At 45.4% G+C, this 24,083-nt stretch carries 23 protein-coding genes; 12 read left to right on the top strand and 11 right to left on the bottom strand.

Annotation, left to right across the window (positions count from 1 at the left end):
* Positions 1–74 precede the first annotated feature (74 nt).
* On the bottom strand, positions 75–815 hold the full coding sequence (locus BKB51_RS00455) for a pyridoxine 5'-phosphate synthase (protein ID WP_085899139.1): 741 nt from the start codon (positions 813–815) through the stop codon (positions 75–77).
* A 109-nt stretch (positions 816–924) separates the two neighbouring features.
* Here BKB51_RS00455 and BKB51_RS00450 point away from each other — a divergent pair, with 109 nt between their 5' ends.
* From BKB51_RS00450 to BKB51_RS00430, 5 genes are all read left to right on the top strand, one after another.
* Positions 925–2,295, top strand: coding sequence for an aminotransferase-like domain-containing protein (locus tag BKB51_RS00450; protein WP_158090098.1), 1,371 nt, complete (start codon positions 925–927; stop codon positions 2,293–2,295).
* Between the two features lie 86 nt (positions 2,296–2,381).
* Positions 2,382–2,726, top strand: a complete 345-nt coding sequence (locus BKB51_RS00445) for an ArsR/SmtB family transcription factor (RefSeq protein ID WP_085899137.1) — start codon at positions 2,382–2,384, stop codon at positions 2,724–2,726.
* Positions 2,727–3,215, top strand: coding sequence for an SRPBCC family protein (locus BKB51_RS00440; protein ID WP_085899136.1), 489 nt, complete (start codon positions 2,727–2,729; stop codon positions 3,213–3,215). It begins immediately after the preceding gene.
* Between the two features lie 61 nt (positions 3,216–3,276).
* Positions 3,277–3,630 (top strand): VOC family protein, encoded by a 354-nt coding sequence (locus BKB51_RS00435; RefSeq protein ID WP_085899135.1) that lies wholly within the window; start codon positions 3,277–3,279, stop codon positions 3,628–3,630.
* Positions 3,631–3,759: 129 nt separating this feature from the next.
* Complete coding sequence (locus tag BKB51_RS00430) at positions 3,760–4,533, top strand: substrate-binding periplasmic protein (RefSeq protein ID WP_085899134.1); 774 nt, start codon at positions 3,760–3,762, stop codon at positions 4,531–4,533.
* 5 nt (positions 4,534–4,538) lie between these two features.
* Here BKB51_RS00430 and BKB51_RS00425 read toward each other — a convergent pair whose 3' ends face one another.
* From BKB51_RS00425 to BKB51_RS00405, 5 genes are all read right to left on the bottom strand, one after another.
* The gene (locus BKB51_RS00425) at positions 4,539–5,303 is read right to left on the bottom strand and encodes a DeoR/GlpR family DNA-binding transcription regulator (protein WP_085899133.1); all 765 of its coding nucleotides are present in this window, start codon (positions 5,301–5,303) and stop codon (positions 4,539–4,541) included.
* 54 nt (positions 5,304–5,357) lie between these two features.
* On the bottom strand, positions 5,358–6,434 hold the full coding sequence (gene ugpC, locus BKB51_RS00420) for a sn-glycerol-3-phosphate ABC transporter ATP-binding protein UgpC (RefSeq protein WP_085899132.1): 1,077 nt from the start codon (positions 6,432–6,434) through the stop codon (positions 5,358–5,360).
* Positions 6,434–7,288, bottom strand: coding sequence for an ABC transporter permease subunit (locus tag BKB51_RS00415; protein ID WP_085899131.1), 855 nt, complete (start codon positions 7,286–7,288; stop codon positions 6,434–6,436). Before BKB51_RS00415 ends, ugpC begins: the two co-directional genes overlap by 1 nt.
* An 11-nt stretch (positions 7,289–7,299) precedes the next feature.
* A complete protein-coding gene (locus BKB51_RS00410; protein ID WP_085899130.1) occupies positions 7,300–8,178 on the bottom strand; it encodes an ABC transporter permease subunit in 879 nt (292 codons plus the stop codon).
* Positions 8,179–8,266: 88 nt separating this feature from the next.
* The gene (locus BKB51_RS00405) at positions 8,267–9,571 is read right to left on the bottom strand and encodes an extracellular solute-binding protein (RefSeq protein ID WP_085899129.1); all 1,305 of its coding nucleotides are present in this window, start codon (positions 9,569–9,571) and stop codon (positions 8,267–8,269) included.
* A 374-nt stretch (positions 9,572–9,945) separates the two neighbouring features.
* On the opposite strand from BKB51_RS00405, the gene BKB51_RS00400 reads away from it, so the two are divergent.
* Both BKB51_RS00400 and BKB51_RS00395 read left to right on the top strand, forming a co-directional pair.
* Complete coding sequence (locus tag BKB51_RS00400; protein WP_085899128.1) at positions 9,946–12,438, top strand: DUF3772 domain-containing protein; 2,493 nt, start codon at positions 9,946–9,948, stop codon at positions 12,436–12,438.
* 153 nt (positions 12,439–12,591) lie between these two features.
* Positions 12,592–13,350, top strand: coding sequence for a DeoR/GlpR family DNA-binding transcription regulator (locus tag BKB51_RS00395; RefSeq protein WP_085899127.1), 759 nt, complete (start codon positions 12,592–12,594; stop codon positions 13,348–13,350).
* A 7-nt stretch (positions 13,351–13,357) separates the two neighbouring features.
* Here the strand turns inward: BKB51_RS00395 and BKB51_RS00390 are convergent, their stop codons facing one another.
* From BKB51_RS00390 to BKB51_RS00380, 3 genes are read right to left on the bottom strand one after another with little or no spacing between them, the layout of a single operon-like run.
* Entirely contained in the window at positions 13,358–14,638 is a 1,281-nt protein-coding gene (locus BKB51_RS00390) for an NAD(P)/FAD-dependent oxidoreductase (protein ID WP_085899126.1), read from the bottom strand.
* Between the two features lie 36 nt (positions 14,639–14,674).
* A complete protein-coding gene (locus BKB51_RS00385) occupies positions 14,675–16,015 on the bottom strand; it encodes an NAD(P)/FAD-dependent oxidoreductase (RefSeq protein WP_085899125.1) in 1,341 nt (446 codons plus the stop codon).
* 59 nt (positions 16,016–16,074) lie between these two features.
* Positions 16,075–16,527 (bottom strand): hypothetical protein, encoded by a 453-nt coding sequence (locus tag BKB51_RS00380; RefSeq protein ID WP_085899124.1) that lies wholly within the window; start codon positions 16,525–16,527, stop codon positions 16,075–16,077.
* Positions 16,528–16,842: 315 nt separating this feature from the next.
* Here BKB51_RS00380 and BKB51_RS00375 point away from each other — a divergent pair, with 315 nt between their 5' ends.
* A complete protein-coding gene (locus BKB51_RS00375) occupies positions 16,843–17,064 on the top strand; it encodes a hypothetical protein (RefSeq protein ID WP_085899123.1) in 222 nt (73 codons plus the stop codon).
* 205 nt (positions 17,065–17,269) lie between these two features.
* On the opposite strand, the gene gcvA is transcribed toward BKB51_RS00375, so the two are convergent.
* On the bottom strand, positions 17,270–18,175 hold the full coding sequence (gene gcvA, locus BKB51_RS00370) for a transcriptional regulator GcvA (RefSeq protein WP_276327903.1): 906 nt from the start codon (positions 18,173–18,175) through the stop codon (positions 17,270–17,272).
* Between the two features lie 271 nt (positions 18,176–18,446).
* On the opposite strand from gcvA, the gene BKB51_RS00360 reads away from it, so the two are divergent.
* From BKB51_RS00360 to BKB51_RS00350, 3 genes are all read left to right on the top strand, one after another.
* Positions 18,447–19,634, top strand: a complete 1,188-nt coding sequence (locus BKB51_RS00360; RefSeq protein WP_085899121.1) for an acyl-CoA dehydrogenase — start codon at positions 18,447–18,449, stop codon at positions 19,632–19,634.
* A gap of 99 nt (positions 19,635–19,733) precedes the next feature.
* A complete protein-coding gene (locus BKB51_RS00355) occupies positions 19,734–20,942 on the top strand; it encodes a CaiB/BaiF CoA transferase family protein (protein WP_085900150.1) in 1,209 nt (402 codons plus the stop codon).
* Between the two features lie 59 nt (positions 20,943–21,001).
* Entirely contained in the window at positions 21,002–22,630 is a 1,629-nt protein-coding gene (locus BKB51_RS00350) for a thiamine pyrophosphate-binding protein (RefSeq protein WP_085899120.1), read from the top strand.
* 241 nt (positions 22,631–22,871) lie between these two features.
* Here the strand turns inward: BKB51_RS00350 and BKB51_RS00345 are convergent, their stop codons facing one another.
* Positions 22,872–23,081, bottom strand: coding sequence for a cold-shock protein (locus tag BKB51_RS00345; RefSeq protein ID WP_047765275.1), 210 nt, complete (start codon positions 23,079–23,081; stop codon positions 22,872–22,874).
* Positions 23,082–23,478: 397 nt separating this feature from the next.
* On the opposite strand from BKB51_RS00345, the gene BKB51_RS00340 reads away from it, so the two are divergent.
* The gene (locus BKB51_RS00340) at positions 23,479–23,952 is read left to right on the top strand and encodes an MEKHLA domain-containing protein (protein WP_198946580.1); all 474 of its coding nucleotides are present in this window, start codon (positions 23,479–23,481) and stop codon (positions 23,950–23,952) included.
* Positions 23,953–24,083 lie beyond the last annotated feature (131 nt).

The following is a 24,083-nucleotide window of genomic DNA, read 5'->3' as shown; positions in this document are numbered from 1 at the left end:
AGAAGTCTAATCTAAAAGATGCTTGACTGTATAGCTATAGCCTAGCCTAAACAGTCAGGCACCTTATTCAACCATCATTTCTTTTCGATCTCAGCCAGATAAGCCTTGATCGCGCCATCCATTCCGTAGATCAGGGCATCTGCGGTGAGTGCATGGCCGATAGACACTTCGTCTGTCCAGGGAATGGCTTGTAAAAAATGAGCGAGATTATCGAGATTTAGGTCATGACCAGCATTAACGCCGAGGCCTGAATCACGGGCAGCAATCGCTGTGTTTTTGTATTTGGAAAGTACCTGTTCCCGATCATCCCGAAAGAAACATTCGTAGTAAGGGCCGGTATAAAGCTCGACACGGTCAGCACCTATCTCTGCCGCAGCAAGGGCAACATCAGGATCATGATCGATAAAAACGGATACGCGTGCATTTTGTGCATGAAGACGATCGACGATCTCTTTTAGTCTGTCTTTGTTATTGTGGATATCCCAGCCATGATCAGATGTATTTTGGTCCGGATCGTCTGGCACCAGTGTGACTTGCTCTGGTTTGGTATCGGCGACAAGTTCCATGAATTCTTCGGTCGGATTACCTTCTATATTGAATTCTATGTGCGCACCATATTCTTCGCGCAGCATCTTGGACAGGTCGTAAACATCAGATTTGCGGGTATGTCGTTGGTCCGGTCTTGGATGGACTGTGATACCGCCTGCACCTGCGGCCAAGGCAACTTTCGCCATACCGGTAACACTGGGGTAGTCAATGTCACGCTGGTTACGCAACAGGGCAATTTTGTTTAGGTTGATGCTTAGAACAGTCATTTTTTCCTCATATTGTTATGGTAACAATATAAATTGTTGTAGTATTCTGTAGAATAATGTTCTTATTATTGTTCTAGTCAATAAAAACATTGTTGGGGTAACAATGTGGATGCCACAAAATCTTGATCCTAAACTATCGGTCTATCGCGCAATAACGGATTGTCTGGCGCTTGATATCGAGCAGGGACGCCTTGTTGAAGGGGAAAAACTTCCCCCAATGCGAGAGCTTGCTGATGAACTCGGTGTTACTGTGGGGACTGTCTTACGCGCCTATGACCTTGCGGAACAGCGAGGCTTGCTTGTCAAGCAAACGGGCCGGGGGAGTTTTGTTCGCGCCCATAGGGAGCATGAGCAGCATAAGCAGGATGCATTAGATGAAACAGGCGCTGTTGACCTTAGTCGAAACACGCCGCCCTTTATTAATCTGGAAGCGCAATTACGACGTTCACTGATTGAGATTGGCAAGGATAGTAACCTTGATGGTATGCTCGAGTATGGCCAAAGCCAGGGGCTATTGCGACACCGTGAAGTTTTATGTGAATGGCTCGGTGGTCGAGGGTTCAATGCTAATCCCGAGCGCTTAATTATTACTGGCGGAGCACAGCAGGCACTAACCGCAGCTTTGGGGGCGTTGACATCACCCGGTGATACTGTGTTGGTTGAAGAGCTTTCCTATCCAGGTATCAAAAACTATGCACGTTTCTTTGGCATTAATCTGGTTCCTGTTGCGCTGGACGAAGGTGGTTTGGTTCCCCAATCTGTTGAGCAAGCTTGCCTCAGAAATTCTGTCAAAGCTCTTTATTGTATGCCCTTTGCTCATAATCCAACCACGGCAACGATGTCTGAAGCGAGGATTACCGAAATAGCAAAGATGGCGGATCAATACGGTTTCTTTGTTATTGAAGATGACGTCAATCCGCGAAGCCCAAAATCGAACTTCAAGCCAATTGCAGCATCTAATCCTGAACGTACCGTCTATATCAGTAGTTTGTCGAAAACCATTTCGCCGGGACTGCGGGTTGGAACGCTAATGCCGCCGCAGGGACTGTTGTCTCAGTTTTTGGCGGCAAGTCAAACGACCAGTTGGATGGCTCCACCGCTAATGGCTGAAGTCGCATGCCATTGGATCAAAGATGGCACAGCGAGTGAGTTGGAGGTACAGCGCAATGCGATAACAGCTAACTTGCTCAGGCAGGCGGCTGCTTGCCTTGAAGATATTCCCTATAGCTATAATGACGCGACGTCTCATCTCTGGATCCCTTTGAAGGATACCTGGAAAGCCGAAGAGTTTGCTGAAACTCTCGGGTTACGAGGGGTCAGGGTTTCACCTTCAAGTCTTTTCGCAGTTGATCCGGTTTCTGCACCATCAGGCGTACGCATCAATCTCACGAATATTGACGATGCTCTTTTGCAACAGTCTCTTACAGCTGTTGTCGAGCTTCTCAATAGTATGCCGCAGGCAACAAAATTTCAGATGTAATTTCCGAGTGAATATTGTGATTTGTTTGACGTGAGTTTGGAAATATATTATTTAACTAATGGGTTAATTTTCTTTTCGGTTAAGGTATGGATAATTTAAGCGATACATTCTTTGCATTGTCTGACTCTACGCGACGAGCCATTTTGTTGAGGCTGTCGAGGGGGGAGGCAACAGTGGGCGAGCTGGCTATGCCGTTTGAAATGTCTGCGCCAGCTATCACAAAGCATCTCAAGATACTCGAACGATCCGGGCTTATCCGTAAAGAGAAAGACGGCCAGTTACGTCGCTGTATTTTGCAGGAAAAGCCTTTGAAAGGTGCTTCTGAGTGGCTGGAACATTACAGCCACTTCTGGGAAGACAGCTTTGCACAGCTTGACGATACGTTGAAGGCGATGGTGGGTAAGGATCATTCCGAAGAGGGCGCGAAGTAAATGGCGGAACATAAAAGTCCAGAATATCTTTCAGATACAGGTTCTTCTGATTTGGCGTTGGAAATTACGCGACGCTTTGCTGCGCCCAGAAACATTGTTTTTAAAGCGCTGACCCAGCCAGAGATATTTAAAACCTGGTGGGGCCCAAAGGGATGTGATTGCAGTCACTGTGAAATCGATTTGCGTGTTGGCGGTCAGTGGCAAACAACGTTGGAAAATACAGGGGGTGATTGTTCCTCTAATCGGGTAGGAGGTGTTTATAAGGAAGTTGAAGACCCTTACAAGCTGGCCTTTACCTGGGCCTGGATCGGAGATGACGGTATTCGAGGGCACGAGACAGAGGTGACAATACTATTGCATGACGAGGGCGAGAAAACCTTGATGGAATTTTCCCAAAGGATCTTTGCAGATGCGGAGCAGTGTAACCAACACCGTCAGGGATGGGAAAGTTCTTACGACTGTCTGGATGATGTTCTTGGCAAGGAATAAAGCTGACTAATTTGGCATTATGTAATACGAAACAGCTATAAAATATAAGAAGGAAAAATAAATGGGATGCCCCGTCGTACATTTTGAAATTATTTCTGAAGACGCAGAGAAGGCACAGGCTTTTTACGGCGATCTCTTTGGATGGGATATTGATGCTGATAACCCTATGAACTACGGCATGGTTGATACTGAAAGTGATGATAAGGGTATTAACGGTGGTATTGGTGAAGATATGGCTGATACAGGTGGTCATCTGACTTTTTATGTTGAAGTGCCCTCTGTTGAGGACACATTAAAACTGGCCGTTGAAAAAGGTGGAAGCATTGTTTTAGAGGCAATGGATATTCCCGGTGGTCCGACAATCGGTCTTTTTAATGATCCTGATGGGCGCCGTGTTGGGCTTGTTGAGGCTTAATTCTATATAAATCTTGTATTGAAAGCTTTGTCATATTTGGCAGGGCTTTTTTTATGATAGGTTCATTTAGTATAATTTTACTTCTTATCGCTATTCTTAAACACGAGATAATCTTTTGTTAGGCGCTTGATGAAGTTATTGATCTTCTTTGTTGTGCTATTTCATAGTCTTACATGGGCTATAACAACCTGGTCAAAAGAGGTGAAGTTAGTGACGGGTTTGGACTATGCGCCCTATGCAAGCCCGGACTCGTTAAATGGCGGTGTGATAACAGAAATTGTCTCTCTGGTCTTTTCAGAAATAGGCTATCAGCCATCGCTCGGGTTTTATCCATGGAACCGAGCCCTTAAGCGGGTCGATAGCCTGAAAAGTGATGCGACCTTTCCCTATGCACACACCAATGAGCGGGCAGAGAAATTTTATTTTTCACACCCTGTACATAAAATAAAATTGAGTATTTTTCAAAGGCGTGGACAGGCAAAACCTTATACAAAGCCCGAGGATTTAATTGGTCTTACGAACTGTGAGCCTCTGGGGTATAAGACAGAAGTTGAACTTGTTGACTTGATTGAAACGGGACAGATCAATCGTTTCAACGCTGAAAGCGTTGATGGCTGTCTAGAGCGGCTGGCCTCTGGACGCGCTGATTTTGTCGTCTTGAGTTCCTCCGTTGCCTGGGCGACTGCACGTCGACTGTGGAAAGGCGAAGCTGTCAATATGATTTCTGAAGCGGAGATCCCTCTAAACATTTCAACCGAACATCTCATTATTTCAAAAAAACACCCACGGGGACACGGGATGATTGAAGCATTTAATGCCAAATTTCTGCAATTACTTGAGAGCGGTGTGATCAAGGAAGTATGGGTGAAGCACCTTGGGAAAGATTCAATCCCGCTGATGTAGAAGGTTTAGGCACTACACTCTTTTATTTTTAGTTTGGAAAGTTCCAGCTGCACACGAACATTATCGTCGGGTAGTAGATCAGTCACCATCAGATCGAGATCCTTGAAGGATGCGACCTTTACGTTTGCTGGTCTGTTCCACTTTGTATTGTCCGCGACAAGAATTTTTTTACGGCTGTTTTCCAAAATGGATTGGGTGACATAGGCCTCGTCAGGTTTGAAATCCATCATGCCATAAGCTGGGTCCAATCCGCCTGTCCCGACGATGGCGTAATCTGCCTTGAAAGAGGAAAAGAAGCGGATGGTTTCAACGCCGACCAAATCGTGGTCACTTTGTCTCAAGCGTCCACCTGAGACATGAGTATCAATATTCTCATTATTACAAAGAATAGCCGCTGCTTTGAGGTTGTTAGTCAGAACACGTAAATTCTGAAACTTCAACAAGGCATTGGCGACAGAACCAACGGTTGTTCCGATACCCAGAAAAATTGTTGAGCCATCCGGTATCTGGTCCGCAACAGCTTGCGCTATTTCATCTTTGTTCTTTGCGTTCATAACCTGTCTGGTATTGAAAGACAGATTTTCGATCGCCGAAGGCAAACAGACACCACCATGCACACGTCTGAGCAATCCGGTTTCGCAGAGTGCGTTAATATCCTTGCGAATGGTTTGAGTACTCAACTGAAAATGGTTGGACAGGTCTTCAATGCTCAAGGCATCTTCCCGGCTGGTCCATTCCAGTATTTGGTTTTGTCTCTCGCTCAGACGCATATCCAGATGATGTCCGTTTTATTCGGCCAATATTTTCCGACCAGTAAGAAGAGGTTAGATCAAACGTTTACCTGTTTCTTTGCTGAAAACAAGCGCGTTGCTGTGATCGTAGCTAAGATTGATTGTCTCACCAATGGAAGGCTCTTGGCCCTGATTGAGGCGCAAACATAGTTCGAGATCATCGCCATCCTCGTTTTTGGCTCCTTCAAGGGAACCATACACAAGGTTATCAGCACCATGTTGTTCAACAAGGTCAATTTTCATTGCCAGTTTACCTTGGTCATCAATGCGAAGATGTTCAGGACGCAGCCCCAAAACAAGTTCTTCTGCGATTGGTAAACCTTCAAATCCATCGATCTCCAAGGAGCCGGATTTTAGGAACTTGCCATCGTACCTTACAGAAATCAGGTTTACCTGGGGGGAGCCAATAAAGCTGGCAACAAAGAGCGTTTTAGGATCTTTATACAGCTCAATAGGTTTACCCATTTGCTCTATCTGACCATTGTTAATAACGGCGAGACGATCAGCCAATGTCATGGCTTCTGTCTGGTCGTGGGTAACGTAGATACTGGTGACACCCATTTTGCGTTGAAGCTTTTTAATCTCGATGCGCATCTGTACACGAAGCTTTGCATCAAGGTTACTTAAAGGCTCGTCAAACAAGAATACCTTCGGATTTCTGACAATCGCGCGGCCCATCGCAACACGCTGTCTCTGTCCACCTGAAAGCTGGTTAGGTTGTCTGTCCAAAAAGTCTTCAATATGCAGTGTCTTTGCCGCAGCAATAACTTTCTGTTCGATTTCTTCTTTGGAATCACCACGGTTTTTCAAACCGTAAGACATATTCCCGCGAACAGTCATATGTGGGTAAAGGGCATAGTTCTGGAAAACCATAGCCACGTTACGTTCAGCCGGGGAGACATCATTGATGCGATTTTCATCAATATAGAGATCACCTTCTGTAACCGTCTCCAGTCCTGCGACCATGCGTAACAGTGTAGATTTACCACAACCACTTGGGCCAACGAATACGATAAATTCACCGTCGGCAATTTCCATGTTAACGCCTCTGACGGCGTGGGCACCGTTTGAGTACACTTTATTAACATTGGTGAGCTTAACTTCGGCCATTATTTTTCACTTTCTACCAAACCTTTAACAAACCAGCTCTGGAATACCAGCACCACAAGCACAGGGGGCAGGGTAGCCAGAATGGTCAGGGCATATGCTTTTTGGAATTGAGGGAGTTCTCCCCCCTCTGACAATACTTGATAAATCTGCTTGATGCCGATGACCAAGGTGTAATTGTCTTCATTCGTTGTCATGATCAGTGGCCACAGATACTGGTTCCAACCAACAACAAACATGATGATCAGGATTGCAGCGATCATTGTTTTGGAAATAGGAACCAGAATATCAATAAAGAACTGCCAGGCATTTGCACCATCCAGACGCGCTGCTTCCAGAAGTTCTTCAGGGACTGATTTATAAAATTGACGGAAATAAAATGTTCCGGTTGCAGAGGCAATAAGCGGCAGAATCAATCCTGTGTGAGTATCCAGTAACCCCATGCCCGCGACCACTTCGTAAGAAGGAATAATTCTGACCTCTAGGGGCAAGAGAAGGGTCATGAATATGATCCAGAACAAAGGCGCAGCGAGTCTAAATCTGAAATAAACAATCGCGTAGGCTGCTAATGTGGAGATGACAACCTTACCAATGGCAAAACCAATTCCTAATAACAAACTATTCCAGAGCATCATGCTGGCAGTGACGCGTTTCATTACGCCACCTTCGACAAATAATACTTCATTGTAATTTTCGAAAAAGTGGCCGCCTGGCCATGCCTGAAGGCCTTCTCTGAATAGTGTTTCCGCGGAATGGGTTGATGACATAAAAGCAACCCAAACGGGCGCTGTCATAAAAATTGCTCCAAGAATAAGGATCAAGTGTCCCGAGATCGCATGCCAACTGAGCTTCAACATTCTGATCCCTCCTAGTAATGAACTTTGCGTTCAATGAAACGGAACTGGATGACAGTCAGTGCCAGAACCATAAGCATCAGAACAACAGATTGGGCTGAAGACCCACCGAGATCGTTTCCTCGGAAGCCGTCCGTGAAAACTTTGTAAACAAGTGTACTGGTTGATCCGCCCGGTGCGCCACCTGTTGTAGTATCGATGATACCGAAGGTTTCAAAGAAAGCGTAGGTGATGTTGATAACGACAAGAAAGAAGGTTGTCGGCGCCAGAAGAGGGAACGTCATGGTCCAGAAACGGCGCAAATTACTTTTACAGTCGATTGTTGCAGCTTCAATAACTGATTTAGGTATACCCTGAAGACCGGACAGGAAGAAAATAAAGTTTACGCTGACCTGTTTCCAAACGGCGATGAGTACAACAACAAAACCGGCATCAAATGAATCAAGTTTATGGTTAAAGTCCCATCCCATGGCGTTCAGGAAATAGTAGAGATCACCAATCAGCGGGTTAAACATCAGGTTACCCATCAAACCAGCAACAGGCGGGGCGATCGCATAGGCCCACATCAACATGGTTTTATATGTACGGGCACCCTGTATGACCTCGTTTGCCTTTACTGCCAATAACATGGCAAGGGCGAGGGAGAGGAAGGTCACCAGAAAAGAAAAAACAAGTGTAAAGCCTGCGGATTGAAGCCATGCGTCCGTCAGGATTGTATCTTTATAGTTTTTGAACCAGACAAACTGTGAAGAAAGGCCAAAGGCATCTTCCAGTAAAAATGATTGGTATATGGCCTGAGCAGCGGGCCACAGAAAAAATATACAAATGATAATAATTTGTGGAGCGATAAACAGATAGGGTATCGGGCTGTGGCTAAATTGAACTCGTTTCATAGCAGAAAGCGCGCTCCATATTCGTCGATAATAAACATCGTAAAAACGATGAGCGACGATCAGTTAGATCGCCGCTCATCATCAGGTCTTAGTTATAAGTCGCGTTAAAGCGCTCTAGCAGATCGTTGCTTTCTTCTTCGATTTTAGCGAAAGCATCGTCAACAGATGATTTTCCAGCGAAAATATCATCATAGTGTTTGTAGAGAACTTCACGGATCTGAACGTAGTAACCAAGGCGATAGCCTTTTGTCCAGTCACCACCAGGCTGGTTCAGCTGAAGAATACCGATTTCAGCGTCTGGTGTTGTTTTGTAGTAACCATCATTCTTTGCAAGATCATAAGCAGCATTGGTGATCGGAACATAACCAGTTTCTTTGTGCCAGAAATATTGCATTTCCGGGCTGGTCAGGAACTTCATGAAGTCTGCAACACCTTTGTATTCTTCGTCGTCATGACCAGACATTGCGAAAAGGGCTGCACCACCGATGAAAGTACCTTTAGGCTCATCCACGATTGACTTCCAGTATGGGAGGAAAGAACCGCCGAACTCAAATTCAGCACTCTTTGTCAGGCCACCAAAAGATCCTGATGAACCGAGCCACATAGCTGTTTTCTGCTGGATGAACGCATCCTGGTTGTCACCCCATGCGCGGCCATAATAACCGTACCAACCTTTGTCCAACCATTCTTTTACTTTGCCCCAGTGCATTTTCAGTTCTGGGTTGTTGTACATGATTTTTACATCTGTACTGTCATAGCCGTTGTTCGCTGTTGCCATCTGAAGGTTGTGACGGCTATGGAAGTTTTCAGTAAAAATCCATGGGCTGTGACTTTGTGCGAGGGCAATGTATCCAGCTTCTTTTAGCTTGGGAGCGATTGCTTCAAACTCTTCCCAGGTTTTGGGTGGGTTTGCGATGCCAGCTTTTTTGAAAGCTTCTTTGTTGTAATACAACAAAGGTGTGGAAGAATTGAACGGCATGCCGATCATTTTGCCATCGGAATCAGCATAGAAGTTACGCACACCTGCGAGGTAATCTTCTTTGTTAAAGCCTGCACCGTGCTCTGCCATCAGGTCAGCAACAGCAACTGTCGCGCCTTTGGCATTGATGATTGTTGCTGCACCGGCATCAAAAATCTGAAGAATATGAGGCTGCTGCTTGGCGCGGAATGCTGCAATACCAGCAGTCATTGTGTCTTCGTAACCACCTTTGTAAGTTGGTACGAGTTTATATTCACTTTGGCTTGCGTTGTATTTAACGGCAATTTCGTCAACAACTTCGCCTAGGCGACCGCCCATAGCGTGCCACCATTGAACTTCAGTCGCAGCATTTGCCACGCTGATTGTTGCCAGGCACGAAAATGCGCCAATGGCCGTAAGAGTACGTTTTAACATAGAGATAACTCCCTGTGGGTAAAGCATCGAAAGAATAAATTAGACCCGTTGTGCCGGGTTCATTTGAACCATTTATAGCCTTCATATGAAACTATAACTACAAAAATTGGTCAAATAAAAGACAAAATGCAACTCCAAGGTTTTTCTAGGAATTCAAGCTATTGAATCGATTTTACTTATGGTTGATCTTGTTTTTTACATGTGCCTTTTGGTGGATAATTGGTATTTAGTGGTAATGGATAGTGGACTTATTGTTCTTGGTTTTGTCTATATTGTAATATGTGGGTAAGATATCTTTCCTAATTATAGATATGATATAGTTTCGTTCAAATAGTTTGCCTGAATTTAAGACCCGAATTTGAGAATTGAATTTTATGAAAATAATAACCACAATGTTTCAAAAGGCATTGTCACTTTTTTGCATCTGTTTTTTCTCTCTTGCTGTCGCGTCATCAGTTGTTGCCAATGATGAGTTGCGCCAAAAGTTTGATGAGGCGCTCTCTACGTGGGAGTTGGCACTCTATGAAAAAACGCAAGATTTAGAACGTGGTGACCTTACTCAAAGTGATTTTGAAAGCATTCGTGACGATCTGGATCAGGTTCGCATACAATCAAGAGACTTTATTTCTCAGCTACAGCCGATCCAAAGCCAGCTGACAAAACAATTAAAAGGTCTTGGACCCGTTCCGGAGCAAAATCAAACGCCCGAGACCGAGCAGATCGTTATGATCCGGCAGAACCTTGAAACTGAACTGTCGGTTGTCAGCAGTCAGATAAAACAGGCTGAATTGATTGCTCCGCGTGTGGATGAGCTTGTCGGAAGATTTAACAAGATCGAACGGCAGCGATTTGTTGATGAAGTGTTTAGCAGGGGACCTGTTCCTATTTCCCGTTCATTATGGGGCGAGGCTTTTGAATTAAGCGGGACAGACTGGGAAATCTTTTTTATCCAGCTTGAGCTTGCCCTGAATACAGCGGGGGCGAAGGTTGAGTGGGAAGAAGTGATTCCCTTATGGATCATTGTTCTTGCGGCTGCCTTTGTTTCCTCGTTGATATTACGCGTTATGAGGCGGCGCTATGGGGTGCAAGCAGACATTGTGCGCCCTGATTATCACAAAAGGGTTTTGGCGGCATCTTTGAACGCATTAAAGCGGGCCTTAATACCTGTAACACTCTTGATCTTGGTTGCTGGCACTTTGGTCTGGGGTGATATCCTGGATCCTGAGATAGAAAAAATGGTCGAAGCCATTATTCTTGGCCTGCTTTTCATTACCATTGCAGAAGCAATAACAAAAGCAACGCTCTTTCCTGCGCGTTCTTCCTGGCGTGTTCTTGCCATGGCGATCCCTGCGGCTCAACAGGTGCGTATTATTGCGATTATTATTGCCTTCACCTTTTCTGTTGATTTGTTGATCCGGGTTGTGAATGAAATCGTGCACGCCTCTGCCAGCCAACATCTTTTGGGAAGCTTTTTTACGGCAACAACCATGGCAATTCTTGTGATCCTTTTGCACAGGAAAAGTTTATGGAAGCTCGCAGGTGAAGTGCCCGAGGAAATTAGCCGCGTCTCAATGCTATGGTCGAGGTTTCGGAAGACGATTGTTGCTTTTATGTCCATAATGATCGCTGCGGCCTTTATCGGCTTTATTCCCATGGCACATTTTGCGGTTTTCAACCTTGTTGCGACGTTGGAACTTTTTCTGCTGTTGCTCTTGATACACGTGATTGTACATGAGGTTGCGCATTATGAACTGTCGGGCAAGGCGGATATCGGTCGCAGTCTCAGAAATATTCTGTCACTGGACGATGACGGGGCGGATCGGCTTGGCTTCTGGATTGTGCTGTGCGTTGGCTGTGCTCTGATCGTATTCGGCATTATTGGAACCCTGTTGATTTGGGGCATGAGTGGGCAGCGCCTCTTTGGCATTATCCAGGCCGCATTGACCGGGTTTAAACTGGGTGAAGTCAGGATATCTCTGATTGATATAGCTGTTGCCGGCATGCTCTTTATTGGCATGCTCGCGCTTACAAAGGTTTTTGCGAATGTTCTTGATGAACGTCTTTTGCCTAAGACAAAACTTGATTCAGGGGTGCGCAATGCCATTAAAGCATCTGTTGGTTATGCAGGTCTTGGCCTCGCCGTATTAATCGGGGTTTCTGCGGCGGGGCTTGATCTATCCAATATTGCGATTGTCGCGGGTGCGCTTTCTGTCGGTATTGGTTTTGGTTTGCAGTCTATTGTAAACAACTTTGTCTCAGGCTTGATTTTGATATTTGAACGCCCCATCAAACAAGGGGATTGGGTTGTTGTCGGAAATGAAGAAGGGCACGTCAAAAAAATCAAAGTCCGGGCAACTGAAATAGAAACCTTTGATCGTGCATCCGTCATTATCCCGAACTCTGATCTTATTTCCGGGACAATGAAGAATTGGACCCATAAAAGTAAACTTGGCCGACTGGAAGTGCGTATCGGTGTTTCATATGACGCTGATGAAGAGAAGGTGAGAGAGATTTTGACCAGGATTGCGACGGAGCATCCCGGTGTTCTGTCCCGTCCAGAACCTTACGTACTTTTCATGGATTTTGGCGCCAGCTCGTTGGATTTTGAGCTCAGGTGTTTCCTGAAAGATATTGAAAATAAAATGAGTATTGCCAGTGACCTGAGATTTTCTATTCGCAAGGCCTTTCAGGAAGCAGATATTGAAATACCCTTCCCGCAACAGGATGTGTATATCAAACAGGTCTCTGGTCTTTCGAAGGCAATAGATCAGATGCCAAAAGAAGAGAATATAAAATCAGAAGAGGCAGAGGAACCATCAACAGAGGAACCTAAGCCAGAAAAGCCAAAACCAGAAAAAACCGAGTAAGGGAAATTTGCCCCTGTAAGAAAGATCTAAATGGAATAGTCTTTGCAATTGAAAACACAAAAAATTGGGATTTTTGTGGTTATTTAAGCTTATTTCTTGAAATGAAGTTGTTCGAGCGGCATAAAGGTAGTGAATTTATCTTTTGGGGTCATCATGTCTGCTTCGTCTCGCCAGCAAGAAATTTTACGCGCAATTCGTTTAAAGGGCACCTGTGCCATATCTGAAATTGCGACGTCTCTTTCGGTTTCGGAAGAAACAATAAGACGTGATATCAAGCCTATGGTTGCGAAGGGGCTTGTCATTAAAACTCACGGCAAGGTAACCATGCCGGATGACATCAAAGAGCCGCCGTTCCATATGCGTATGCAGGAAAATATGGACGCGAAAGTCAAGATTGCCACCGCGGTTTCCCGCATGATCGAAGATGGTGAAACAGTATTTTTACATCCGGGATCGACCACCAACTATGTTGCGAGAGCGTTATGCGATCACAGCGATTTGGTTATTCTGACAAACTCTGCAGAAATTTCCCGCACACTGGTGAGTGGCGAAGGCAACGAAGTGTATATGGCGGGTGGTTTGTTGCGTACAGACGATGCAGCCTCTGTGGGACCTACGGCAATTGAATTTATCAAGACATTTCAGGTCAAGACAGCTGTGTTTGCTATTGGTGCAGTTAGTCCCGCTGGCTTGATGGATTTCCGGCTCAGCGAAAAAGAATTTTGTCAGGCTGTCATGGAGCGTTCTGAACGTGTAATCGTTGCCGTTGATCACACAAAGTTCGAGCGCAAAGGGATTGTCCATATTTCCAATTTGGGTGATATGGATCTTCTGGTAACCGATAGAGAACCACCTCAAGAACTTCAGGATGCCCTTGAGGAAGCCGGGGTTGAAACTTTAATCGCGACTTAAATCTGGATTAACGTGACGTAGCCTCACGCCATCGGTCTGATATTCTCATGCCCCAATAAACACTCTGTGCGGCCAGAGGACCAAATATCCCGCCGTTCCATTCCAGATCAAACGCTTTGAAAAGCTTATGGCGGTCAGATGTTTGGGCTATACCCTCGGCAACAAGACGTCCCCCAATAGGGGCTGTGTTCATACCGTGCCCGCCAAAAGCGGTACAGGACCAGACGCCGGACTTTAATTCACCAATGTAAGGCATCTTGTGGCGGGCATAGGCCATCAAACCCGTCCAGGCCATATCAATTTTCACGTCTGCCAATTCCGGATAGACGTTTGTAATATCTTGTTTCAACAGTTGGGCGAGGCGCTTGGGCTGGCTTGTTCTGGTTGTGATCCGGCCGCCCCAAAGCAAACGGTCTTCGTCTATGATGCGGTAATAGTCCGATGCCTGGCGATCATCTAGGATCGCAGCACTGGTCTTCACCAGATCATGAACGCGGGTTCCAAGTTTTTCGGTGACAACAACATAAGTTGCGATTGGAAGTAACGCACGTCTGAGGCGATCAAAAACACCTCCGGAATAGCCACCACCGCAGAGAACAACGTCTTTTGTTTTTATATGACCATTTGCCGTGTGAATTTCTTTTGTTGGACCATCGAGTTTCATTTCAATGGCTTCACTGTTTTCAAAGATAAGACCACCTTTGTTTGTGATTTCCCTTGCGAGGCCGAGACAATAATTTAGTGGTTGGAAATGAAATGCACCCTTGTCAAAGTTGCCTTGGTAGTAACGCGTGGTCTTGAATTTTTCCTGCAGGTCGTCTTGAGATAAATAATCCAGCGGATAGTCATACTGTTTTGCCATATAATCGCAGTGTTGTTTCATGCCATCCGGATCGTTATAGCGTATGACGGACAACATACCGGGGCTTGGGTTAACCTCTTCCAGCTTTAGGTCGGCGATATTATCTCGAACCATATTCACGCCTTCCAATGACAAGGCAAAAACGTCGCGCGCCTTATCAATGCCCAGCCGTTTTTCCACAATGGCCTGACCGCCTGCAAAGCCCGATGAAACAAAGCCGCCATTGCGCCCTGATGCGCCCCATGCTACCCGGTTCGCCTCTAGGATTGTTACGGACTTTCCCTTGTTAAGAAGTTCCAGTGCACAGCTTAGCCCCGCCAGACCGCCACCGATGATGCAGACATCTGTTTCCAGATTTTGTGTGAGAGGGGGATAGGTTGCATGTTCAACCGCTGTCCGACTGTAATAGGTATCAGGATAGGTCATTATTGCTACTTGTTTCTTGTTCTTTAGGGATGATCTTTAAAGCCATTCATCTTTGATTTGATAGAAGGCATAGGCTGCTTTTAAATATTGCAAACGTAGCGCAGGCAAAGGGAATTTATTGAAACGTTTGGTAAAGACGGTTGGTAGCTTGCTCTGGGTTCTGTCACCCGCAATTTCATCTGCCAAAGCACTTCCCGCCCAACCTGACATGGCCACACCATTACCGTGATACGCAAGTGAAGTCCAAGCGGTCTTGTCTTTATTGATTGGGCCAATATAGGGAACAAGATCATTGGCGAGGCAAATAAACCCTTGCCAAAAATGTGTGTGCTCAACATGAGACCATGCAGGAAAAAGCTTTTTAAAATCTTCCCTAACTCTTTTTTCTGCTAACTTTTCTCCTTTGGCTGAGCTATCCGTTCCGCCGCGCCCGCCAAAGAGAAAGCGTCCATCAGGTAGTAAACGGAAATAATGAAGCAAAATACGGCTGTCATAGACCGTTGTTGTGTTGCTCCAGCCTTGATCCTGCTGTTCCTGTTGACTTAATGGACGGGTTACCAAAATGGATGAAAGGGCCGGGAGTAATTTTCCGGATGCATTGGTCGATAAGTTTTCTGCCGTATAGCCATTTGTAGCCATGATAACGTGATTGGCTTTTACAATGCCTTGGGGCGTATGAAGATGATGACCATCAATATGCTTTTCCCACTTGGTCACAGGGCTGTTGCCAAAAATTTCAATACCTGTATCGCGTAAAAGACGGGCTAACCCTCTGGCATACTTTAGCGGGTGAAGACCAAATCCGGTGGGATTATGAAGACCGCCATGAAAATCACCGGCCAAGCCCATTTCGTTTAGTTGATCCGGGGATAAAAGGTGCGTTTTGTGACCAAAGGTTTGAGCCAGAAAGTCTTGTTCCTGTCGAAGATCAACCATGCGGTTAGTCTTATGGGCCAGCTCAATCTCTCCATTACCCGTAACATCTGCATCAATGTTATGGGTTTCCAGAAAAGACTTCACAAAGGCAACAGATTGCTTTTGCGCCGCAAAGAAATCTTGTGTCGCCTCTAGCCCGTACCGCCGGATCATCTGCTGATAACTGAGCTTCGTCGACCCCATACAACAAAAGCCACCATTACGCCCCGAAGCCCCCCAACCGGGCTGCGCGGCCTCAAAGATCTTCACATCAATCTGATACTTCGTTGCCAAGCGATAGGCCGCCATCATGCCTGTGTACCCACTGCCGATAACAGCCACTTCACATTTGGTATCATCTGATAGGCTGGGAAAATCCGCTAACTTTGGCGCTGTATCCCGCCAATAGCTCTGCGCATGATTTTGGGCAGAGAAGGCGTGCATATCATAAAGGTATTTCATGGCGTGCAATTAGCTTTTTAAAAGGAGGCGAGGAGGGGCATTAATTTTTCTTACTTTGCCTACTTATTCCAATAATTTGTACATAATGTGTCTAAATCCTCAATCGAATAAAATTTGCCTGAGGCATCTTGGACCTCAGCCGAATTAAGGGTAAACAATAATACTCCACCGCAGTAATCATATTCATGAGAATGTTGGTTGCAAACCACTTCGATTTTATTGTTTTTGATGTTTGCCCTTAATATTTCTAGCTCCGGTTTGAAGATCGACTTTATGTCTGTAATTTTTTCAGGATCCGACTTTAAATCACTTGGCCAAGTAGAGAATTCGACATCACAAAAGCCATAGAGAGAAACTTTGAAACCTGTATATTCCGGGTTAATCCTTTCAGATAGATATTGTATTTCTATGTCCAATATAATGCTCTCATCATGAAGTGATGAAGCTGATATAACTCCATCATGAAAGATAGAAAAAATGTCTTTAATATCTTCGTGCTGTTTAATTTTCATAGAAATAATGTCTCGATAATGAACTAAAACAAATAGTTCGAAAGTTCAGTTTCTATTATAGCTTATGCCTTTGAATCTTCTTCGCTCCAGTATTAACACCTATTTGTACGATCAGTTAAGCCTTAATTGGCAGAGTGAACAATTGTTCGCTCTCAAAGCGAATTCAGAATTATAAATTCAGTTCGATATATCCAATAAATAGAGGTCACGACTGCGGCATTTTGACCAATACGAATATCTGCTGTTGAGTTTAATTATATAACATGTATATAAAATACATGTTTAAAGAATAAAGACACATTAAAGGAGAAGCTTATGGCATATGTTGTTTTAGCAGCCGAGCTTTTTACAGCCTTTTGGTTTGTGAATTATATCCTGTTGATAGCTGGTTTTGTCAAAGAAGGGGAGAAGGCGGCCTTTCCCAGAAAAGATCCGCTGGTCCGATTTTTTATTGCCAATGCCAAGTGGGCCATCGTTGTTGGGTTGACGACTGTGTATGCGGGAACCGTCGTGTACGTGTATGGATTGGCAACATAATAGTATCAATTGCTTATGGTCAGTAATGACCTCTTTAAGCACTGGTGGCCCACTGACGAAAACACTGAAAAAAGGAGAGAAAAATGCCTTTAGAAGTAGATAAGTTACTGATCAAAGCCCTGACCATCAGCCTGATCTGGGTGCTTGTTCCTATGCCTTTGTATATCTGGTTATTCCTAGAGTTTCTTGTCTAGGGAGCAAAAGCTTATTTCTTTTCGTGCCGGGCGGCTTCCCGTAACAGCCATCGGCGGAAAGTTTGCAGGCGTGGCAGGCCGCGCTTGTTTTCGGGATAGACGAGGTAGTAAGCATTCTTACCACGGATACTGTCATCAAAAAGCTGGGTCAGAAGGCCTTTGCTCAGTTCTTCTTTGATCAGGAATGCAGGTAACAGGGCGACGCCAAGGCCTGTGAGAGCCGCATTGATAATCATGTGGAACTGTTCGAACTTGGGGCCTGCAGCGGGATTGATATCCTGTGTTTCCTTGCCCTTGAGCCATTCTTGCCAGGCATAGGGTCTGGAACGAAGCTGTAGCAAGGTATGATGGCTGAGGTCACCGGGTGTTTCTATAGAGCCCACATCTTCCAACAGAGAAGGGCTACAGACCGGGATCATCTCTTCGCCCATGAGTTTATCAGATATTGTTCCGGGCCAGTTACTATCCCCAAAATAGATGGCGGCATCAATGTCTTCACTCTCAAAATTAAAAGCTTCGATCCGTGTGACGAGGTTCACATTGATTTCGGGATGTTGCGACGTAAAACGTCCCAAACGCGGGATGAGCCATCGACTACCGAAGGTCGGCAAACACGCCAGTAATAGCTCACCGCCAACACCCTGATAAGCCAACAGGTTAAGGGTTGCTGATTTAAGTTGGTCGAGGCCTTTTCTTACCTCCTGAACATAGCTTGCGCCAGCTTCGGTGAGGACTAGTCTTTGCCGGACGCGTTCAAAAAGTCGAATGCCCAGCTCATCTTCCAATTGTCTGATTTGCCGACTGACGGCGCTTTGCGTCACATTCAATTCTTCGGCAGCTTTCGTAAAGCTCATGTGCCTTGCGGAAGATTCGAAAGTGCGCAGGGCGGTCAGGGAAGGGACGTATCGGTATATCACGTTATAAAGCTCAGATATCTGACAAAGAATTATTCATGCGACAGTACAGCTATTTGATGTAATAGTCATGAGTTTAATGAATGATGTTTGGAAAAATAATCGTTGGCCTTTAATCTTATCACAAGGGACAATAAACTTAGATTGAACAGCATCTACTAAAAAATGGGGCATTGCTTGTTGATTAAACTCTGTGGGGTAATCAATGATCAAATAACTGGCTCCATAAATCTTAAGGCACTTCATGTGCCGCGAATAGCTCGGAAAGAAGAACATGTCTGCATCTGCTAAACTTGGAAAATTCGATTGGGAAGATCCGTTCCTGTTAGACGTTCAGTTGAATGAAGAAGAGCGCATGGTCAGGGATAGCGCACGGGATTACGCTCAAGACAAGCTGATGCCGCGTATTCTGGAAGCAAACCGTCACGAGAACTTTGATCGCGACATTATGAGTGAAATGGGCGAACTTGGCTTTTTGGGCGCGACGATTGACGGTTACGGTTGTGCAGGTGTCAGCTATACCAGTTATGGTCTGATTGCCCGCGAAATTGAACGGGTGGACAGTGGCTATCGTTCTGCCATGTCGGTTCAATCTTCTTTGGTGATGCACCCGATCTATGCTTATGGATCAGAAGAACAGAAGCAAAAGTATCTGCCAAAGCTGGCGACGGGTGAATATGTCGGTTGTTTCGGTTTGACGGAACCGGATGCAGGGTCTGATCCCGGCGGCATGAAAACCCGTGCGCGCAAAGTTGAGGGCGGTTACGAGCTGTCTGGCGCGAAGATGTGGATCACGAACTCACCGATTTCCGATGTCATGGTGGTCTGGGCCAAAAATGACGAAGGCATCATCCGTGGTTTCGTTCTGGAACGAGGCACGGAAGGTCTTTCCACACCAAAGATCGAAGGCAAGTTTAGTCTGCGTGCGTCTGTAACGGGTGAGATCGTTATGGATAATGTGTTTGTTCCTGAAGAAAATATGTTCCCGGAAGTTACGGGTCTTAAAGGGCCTTTTGGGTGTCTTAACCGTGCGCGTTACGGCATTGCATGGGGAGCATTGGGTGCCGCTGAATTTTGTTGGCATGCGGCGCGTCAATATACGCTGGATCGGAAACAGTTTGGTCGCCCTTTGGCGCAGACCCAGTTGGTACAGAAAAAACTTGCCGATATGCAAACCGAAATTTCTTTGGGTTTACAGGGCTGTGTGCGTGCAGGTCAGTTGTTTGACGATGGCAAGATCGCACCAGAACTTATTTCCATGATCAAACGCAATTCCTGTGGCAAGTCATTGGAAATTGCCAGAACAGCTCGCGATATGCATGGCGGTAACGGGGTGTCTGATGAGTTTCATGTCATCCGGCACGTGATGAATTTGGAGGCCGTAAATACTTACGAAGGAACCCATGATGTGCACGCGCTAATTCTTGGACGGGCACAAACTGGCTTACAGGCTTTTATGTAAAATCGGACCTTTATGTAAGACACGGGATTCATAGCGGTGACAAAGCCTTCTGATAGTCAGAAAGATGATATGCCCCATAATGACGTACCCCATGAGGATATGCCATTGGAGGGGATTAGGGTTCTTGATCTGTCACGTGTACTAGCCGGTCCCTGGGTTGGTCAGACATTGGCTGATTTGGGATGTGATGTGATCAAGGTAGAGCGTCCAGGTTGCGGGGATGATACCCGTGCCTGGGGGCCTCCTTTTGTAAAGACTTCGGCGGGCGAAAATACGCAAGAGTCTGCTTATTATATGTCTGCCAATCGGGGGAAACGATCTCTGGCTGTGGATATGACAAAGCCAGAGGGACAGAAAATCCTTCAGGATCTTGCTCTTCATTGCGATATCGTTATTGAAAATTTTAAGGTCGGCGGTCTTAAAAAGTTCGGCCTTGATTATCTAAGTCTGTCAAAGATAAACCCCAAACTCATTTACTGTTCTATTACGGGTTTTGGTCAGGAAGGTCCCTATGCGGACAAGGCGGGCTATGACCTGATGATACAGGGCATGGGCGGCTTGATGAGCATCACTGGTGAGGCTGACCGGCAACCGATGAAAGTCGGTGTTGCTGTTGTTGATCTGTTCAGTGGGATGTATGGGGTTACGGGTATTCTTGCCGCACTATTCAAGCGGGAACGAACAGGCCGAGGCGATCATATTGATATTGCCTTGATGGATTGTCAGGCGGCGATGTTGGCCAATCAGGCTACGAACTATCTGGTTTCTGGAAAGGTGCCGCATCGCAGAGGGAATGCTCATCCCAATATTTCGCCCTATGAAGTTTTTGAAACCTCAGACGGCTACATGATTTTGGCTGTTGGTAATGACCGTCAGTTCGAAGCTTTTTGTGGTGTTGCGGGGTGCTTAGAGCTTGCTAACGATCCAAAGTACAAAACAAACTCAGCAAGAGTTGAAAACAGAGAGCAGCTTGTTCCTTTTGTTCAAAGAATATTGAAGGACAAGCCAACAGAGTATTGGATTTCATCCCTTGAAACAGTGAAAGTGCCCTGTGGACCCATTAATGATCTTTCACAGGTTTTTGCTGACCCACATATGCAGCAACGCGGCATTCTCAAGGAATATACGCATCCGGATGGTGCCCAGCAGAAATTGGTTTCTACGCCTATCAAATATGGGCAAGCCAAGTCTGGTGCTGAACTTTCTCCGCCAATGTTGGGGCAGCACACAGACGAAGTGCTCAGTGATATTCTTGGCACGGAAAAGAGTGATATTGAAAAGCTGCGAAGCATCGGGGCCATTGCATAATTAAGAAGATTAAAAGCGAATTAGCAAAATAAAATCAAAAAGTTGGACAGGAAAAATTGATGGTAAATCTAAAGGAACGTTCAGGCGGAGAAATTCTGGCTCAGGGCCTGCAAGCACACGGTGTGGATACGGTTTTTTGTGTGCCGGGCGAGAGCTATCTGGCTGTTCTGGATGGTCTGTATGATTTAACCAAAGACATCAATGTTGTGACCTGTCGGCAAGAAGGTGGCGCAGCCTATATGGCCGAAGCCTATGGAAAGTTGAAAGGGACACCGGGGATCTGTTTTGTGACACGAGGGCCGGGGGCAACCAATGCCTCTATAGGTGTTCATACCGCCTATCAGGATTCCACGCCGATGATTTTGTTTATTGGTCAAGTCGCACGAGATCAGGAAGATCGGGAAGCTTTTCAGGAAATTGATTATCGTCGCATGTTCGGCGAAATGGCGAAATGGGTAGCTCAGATTGAAACGGCTGATCGTATCCCTGAATATCTTAATCGCGCTTTCCATACTGCCATGTCCGGGCGACCGGGGCCTGTGGTGTTGGCGTTGCCCGAAGATATGTTGACTGAAATGGCAACAGTTGCAGATACTCCGGCCTATAAAAAGGTAGCCTCCGCACCTAGACCCGAAGGTATGGATGATTTCAGATCGTTGTTGGGGGAGGCGCAAAAACCTTTGTTACTCATTGGTGGTGGTGGTTGGTCAAAAGAAGCCAGCCAAAATATAACGTCCTTTGCCGAAAAAAATCATCTACCTGTTGCCTGTGCTTTCCGCAGGCAGGATGCTTTTGACAACCATCACGCTCAATATATCGGCGAAGTTGGTATTGCGCCCAACCCAAAGCTTGCTGCACGGGTAAAAGATAGTGATCTTCTGATTGTTGTCGGTCCGCGTTTGGGGGAAATGACAACCAGTGGATACAGCTTGTTGGATAGCCCGAATACCAAACAAAAGCTTGTGCATGTTTTGCCCGGTGCAGAGGAACTTAACCGTGTTTTTAATGCAGAATTGGCGATCTTGAGCGATTTGACTGCTTTTACCAAAGCAGCGTTAGGCCTTGAACCTGTTGACGCGCCTGTTTGGAAGGCAATGCTTGCCGAGGCTCGTGCTGATTATGAGGCTTTTATTGCAGAGGAAGCTGGCATCAAAGACTTTCCAATGCACAAAATCAGCAGCTATCTGAGGGAAAATTTACCGGATGATGCGATTATTACCAATGGCGCGGGGAACTATACCATCTGGGGGCAGCGATTTTATCAGTTTTCTTCCTATCCAAGCCAGTTGGCACCGACTTCCGGTGCGATGGGATATGGCGTTCCGGCGGGTATCGGTGCCAAGATAGCAGAGCCCGACAGAGTTGTCGTGACGTTGGCGGGGGATGGTTGCTTTATGATGAATGGGCAGGAAATTGCAACTGCGGTTCAGTATGGTGCCAATGTCATCATTATCGTGGTTGATAATGGATGTTTTGGAACGATTCGAATGCATCAGGAACGAGAATACCCGAACCGCGTTATTTCAACTCGCTTGAACAACCCGGATTTTGCAGCTCTTGCACGCGCTTATGGTGGGTTTGGTGCTACTGTAGATAATGCAGATCAGTTTCCAGAAGCATTTGAGCAGGCAAGGAATAGTGGCAAGCCAGCCCTTATACATATGAAGGTGCCAAACGTCTGGGAATAACGCGAATCCTAAGACTTTTATACTAAAATGTTTTTGGGGAGGTAAGAATCTGAATGGTCCAAAAACAATCTGGGCGTTCAGCGTTATCGTAAAGATGTAACTGCCCGATTCTATTTGGTCTGATTTGTTTAGTGGACTTAGTTTATACGGCAGTATTTAAAAATCAGGCATGAAAAAAGGGTACCTAGTCGGTACCCTTTAATCTTTTGCATAACAATCAAATTAATGATTGTAAAATGACTTACTCAGCAACCGCGATTGATGAGACAGCCATTTTGCCGTTACGGCCGCGTTCTAGTTCGAACTCAACACGTTGGCCTTCGTTCAAACCTTGTAGGCCTGCACGTTCTACAGCAGAAATATGAACAAAAGCATCATCCCCACCAGCATCAGGCTCGATAAAGCCAAAACCTTTAGTGGAGTTAAACCATTTTACTACGCCAGTCGCCATTTAAAGAGACTCCTAATTACTTATCTTGTGTGACAGCCAAAATCAGCCGTTGGTAAAGGGTTCGGCAAGGCCGGGAATCTTCTTTAGTGACCAGTGTAGGGCAGGCAGAGGAGGCCGGGACTTTTAAAACCATAGTAGCTTTATCTACGAATTTAGAGAAAAGTCAAGTATTATCGGGATTTGGGCATATTAAAGTTTTGAGTAACACCATGTACGGCATTCTCTTGTCAGCTGGTGGCCCATTTGAAAAATAAGATAATAATCGTATGCATATATTATTTGAAATATTATGATTTTAAGCAAGGATTAATTTGGTTTCTGTTGTTTTCACAACTATTTGGAGAGAAATTTTAATAGAATTATTCTTTAAAATTTAAATCAAAGGAAAATATTCAAGGTGACAAGAATCAGTGAATTCCAAGAGCAGCATGCCAAAAGACTAGTAGGCAGCTTTAAGATTGTTACGGGAAAAGATTTAATCAAAGCCGAAAAAGATAAGAGCTTGGGGCTGCAATTATTCGAAGCACCATTTGTTGTGGTGTCGCACAATGGTGGTGATGACCCTGTTCTCAATTACGGGAATTTAACAGCCCTTAATCTATGGGAAATGGCTTGGAAAGATTTTACAAAGACACCTTCACGTAAAACAGCAGAGCCTGAATTTCGTGATGATCGCGCTGCTATGTTGGATCAAGCCAAAGAGAAAGGCTATTTTGATAACTATACAGGAATTAGAATATCCAGTTCAGGGAAGAGATTCTTAATCCAGAAGGCAATAATCTGGACTGTACCACCGGTTGTCGGGAGTGATAATTTGGATGCGCATAAGAAGGGACAGGCAGCAACCTTCAGTTCCTGGGCATACTTATAAGAGTAAAGTGTGGGCGCAAATAAGTGAAAATGAGTCGCTTATAAATCTATTTTTCTCTGCTTAACTTTAAAAATTAGATTGTATATTGCCTATATCTATTTGATATTTAAGTATTAAAAGTAATAAAACGT

The sequence above is a fragment of the Kiloniella majae genome, from assembly GCF_002118315.1.
Classification (GTDB): domain Bacteria; phylum Pseudomonadota; class Alphaproteobacteria; order Kiloniellales; family Kiloniellaceae; genus Kiloniella; species Kiloniella majae.
The sequence above is the reverse complement of the archived record's forward strand: the minus strand, read 5'-3'. Positions and strand labels throughout refer to the sequence as shown.

What these genes read in the sequence shown, in the direction of transcription:
- BKB51_RS00455 (WP_085899139.1), bottom strand. Translation starts at nt 815, where the DNA reads ATGACTGTTCTAAGCATCAACCTAAACAAAATTGCCCTGTTGCGTAAC.
- BKB51_RS00450 (WP_158090098.1), top strand. Translation starts at nt 925, where the DNA reads ATGCCACAAAATCTTGATCCTAAACTATCGGTCTATCGCGCAATAACG.
- BKB51_RS00445 (WP_085899137.1), top strand. Translation starts at nt 2,382, where the DNA reads ATGGATAATTTAAGCGATACATTCTTTGCATTGTCTGACTCTACGCGA.
- BKB51_RS00440 (WP_085899136.1), top strand. Translation starts at nt 2,727, where the DNA reads ATGGCGGAACATAAAAGTCCAGAATATCTTTCAGATACAGGTTCTTCT.
- BKB51_RS00435 (WP_085899135.1), top strand. Translation starts at nt 3,277, where the DNA reads ATGGGATGCCCCGTCGTACATTTTGAAATTATTTCTGAAGACGCAGAG.
- BKB51_RS00430 (WP_085899134.1), top strand. Translation starts at nt 3,760, where the DNA reads ATGAAGTTATTGATCTTCTTTGTTGTGCTATTTCATAGTCTTACATGG.
- BKB51_RS00425 (WP_085899133.1), bottom strand. Translation starts at nt 5,303, where the DNA reads ATGCGTCTGAGCGAGAGACAAAACCAAATACTGGAATGGACCAGCCGG.
- ugpC (WP_085899132.1), bottom strand. Translation starts at nt 6,434, where the DNA reads ATGGCCGAAGTTAAGCTCACCAATGTTAATAAAGTGTACTCAAACGGT.
- BKB51_RS00415 (WP_085899131.1), bottom strand. Translation starts at nt 7,288, where the DNA reads ATGTTGAAGCTCAGTTGGCATGCGATCTCGGGACACTTGATCCTTATT.
- BKB51_RS00410 (WP_085899130.1), bottom strand. Translation starts at nt 8,178, where the DNA reads ATGAAACGAGTTCAATTTAGCCACAGCCCGATACCCTATCTGTTTATC.
- BKB51_RS00405 (WP_085899129.1), bottom strand. Translation starts at nt 9,571, where the DNA reads ATGTTAAAACGTACTCTTACGGCCATTGGCGCATTTTCGTGCCTGGCA.
- BKB51_RS00400 (WP_085899128.1), top strand. Translation starts at nt 9,946, where the DNA reads ATGAAAATAATAACCACAATGTTTCAAAAGGCATTGTCACTTTTTTGC.
- BKB51_RS00395 (WP_085899127.1), top strand. Translation starts at nt 12,592, where the DNA reads ATGTCTGCTTCGTCTCGCCAGCAAGAAATTTTACGCGCAATTCGTTTA.
- BKB51_RS00390 (WP_085899126.1), bottom strand. Translation starts at nt 14,638, where the DNA reads ATGACCTATCCTGATACCTATTACAGTCGGACAGCGGTTGAACATGCA.
- BKB51_RS00385 (WP_085899125.1), bottom strand. Translation starts at nt 16,015, where the DNA reads ATGAAATACCTTTATGATATGCACGCCTTCTCTGCCCAAAATCATGCG.
- BKB51_RS00380 (WP_085899124.1), bottom strand. Translation starts at nt 16,527, where the DNA reads ATGAAAATTAAACAGCACGAAGATATTAAAGACATTTTTTCTATCTTT.
- BKB51_RS00375 (WP_085899123.1), top strand. Translation starts at nt 16,843, where the DNA reads ATGGCATATGTTGTTTTAGCAGCCGAGCTTTTTACAGCCTTTTGGTTT.
- BKB51_RS00360 (WP_085899121.1), top strand. Translation starts at nt 18,447, where the DNA reads ATGTCTGCATCTGCTAAACTTGGAAAATTCGATTGGGAAGATCCGTTC.
- BKB51_RS00355 (WP_085900150.1), top strand. Translation starts at nt 19,734, where the DNA reads ATGCCATTGGAGGGGATTAGGGTTCTTGATCTGTCACGTGTACTAGCC.
- BKB51_RS00350 (WP_085899120.1), top strand. Translation starts at nt 21,002, where the DNA reads ATGGTAAATCTAAAGGAACGTTCAGGCGGAGAAATTCTGGCTCAGGGC.
- BKB51_RS00345 (WP_047765275.1), bottom strand. Translation starts at nt 23,081, where the DNA reads ATGGCGACTGGCGTAGTAAAATGGTTTAACTCCACTAAAGGTTTTGGC.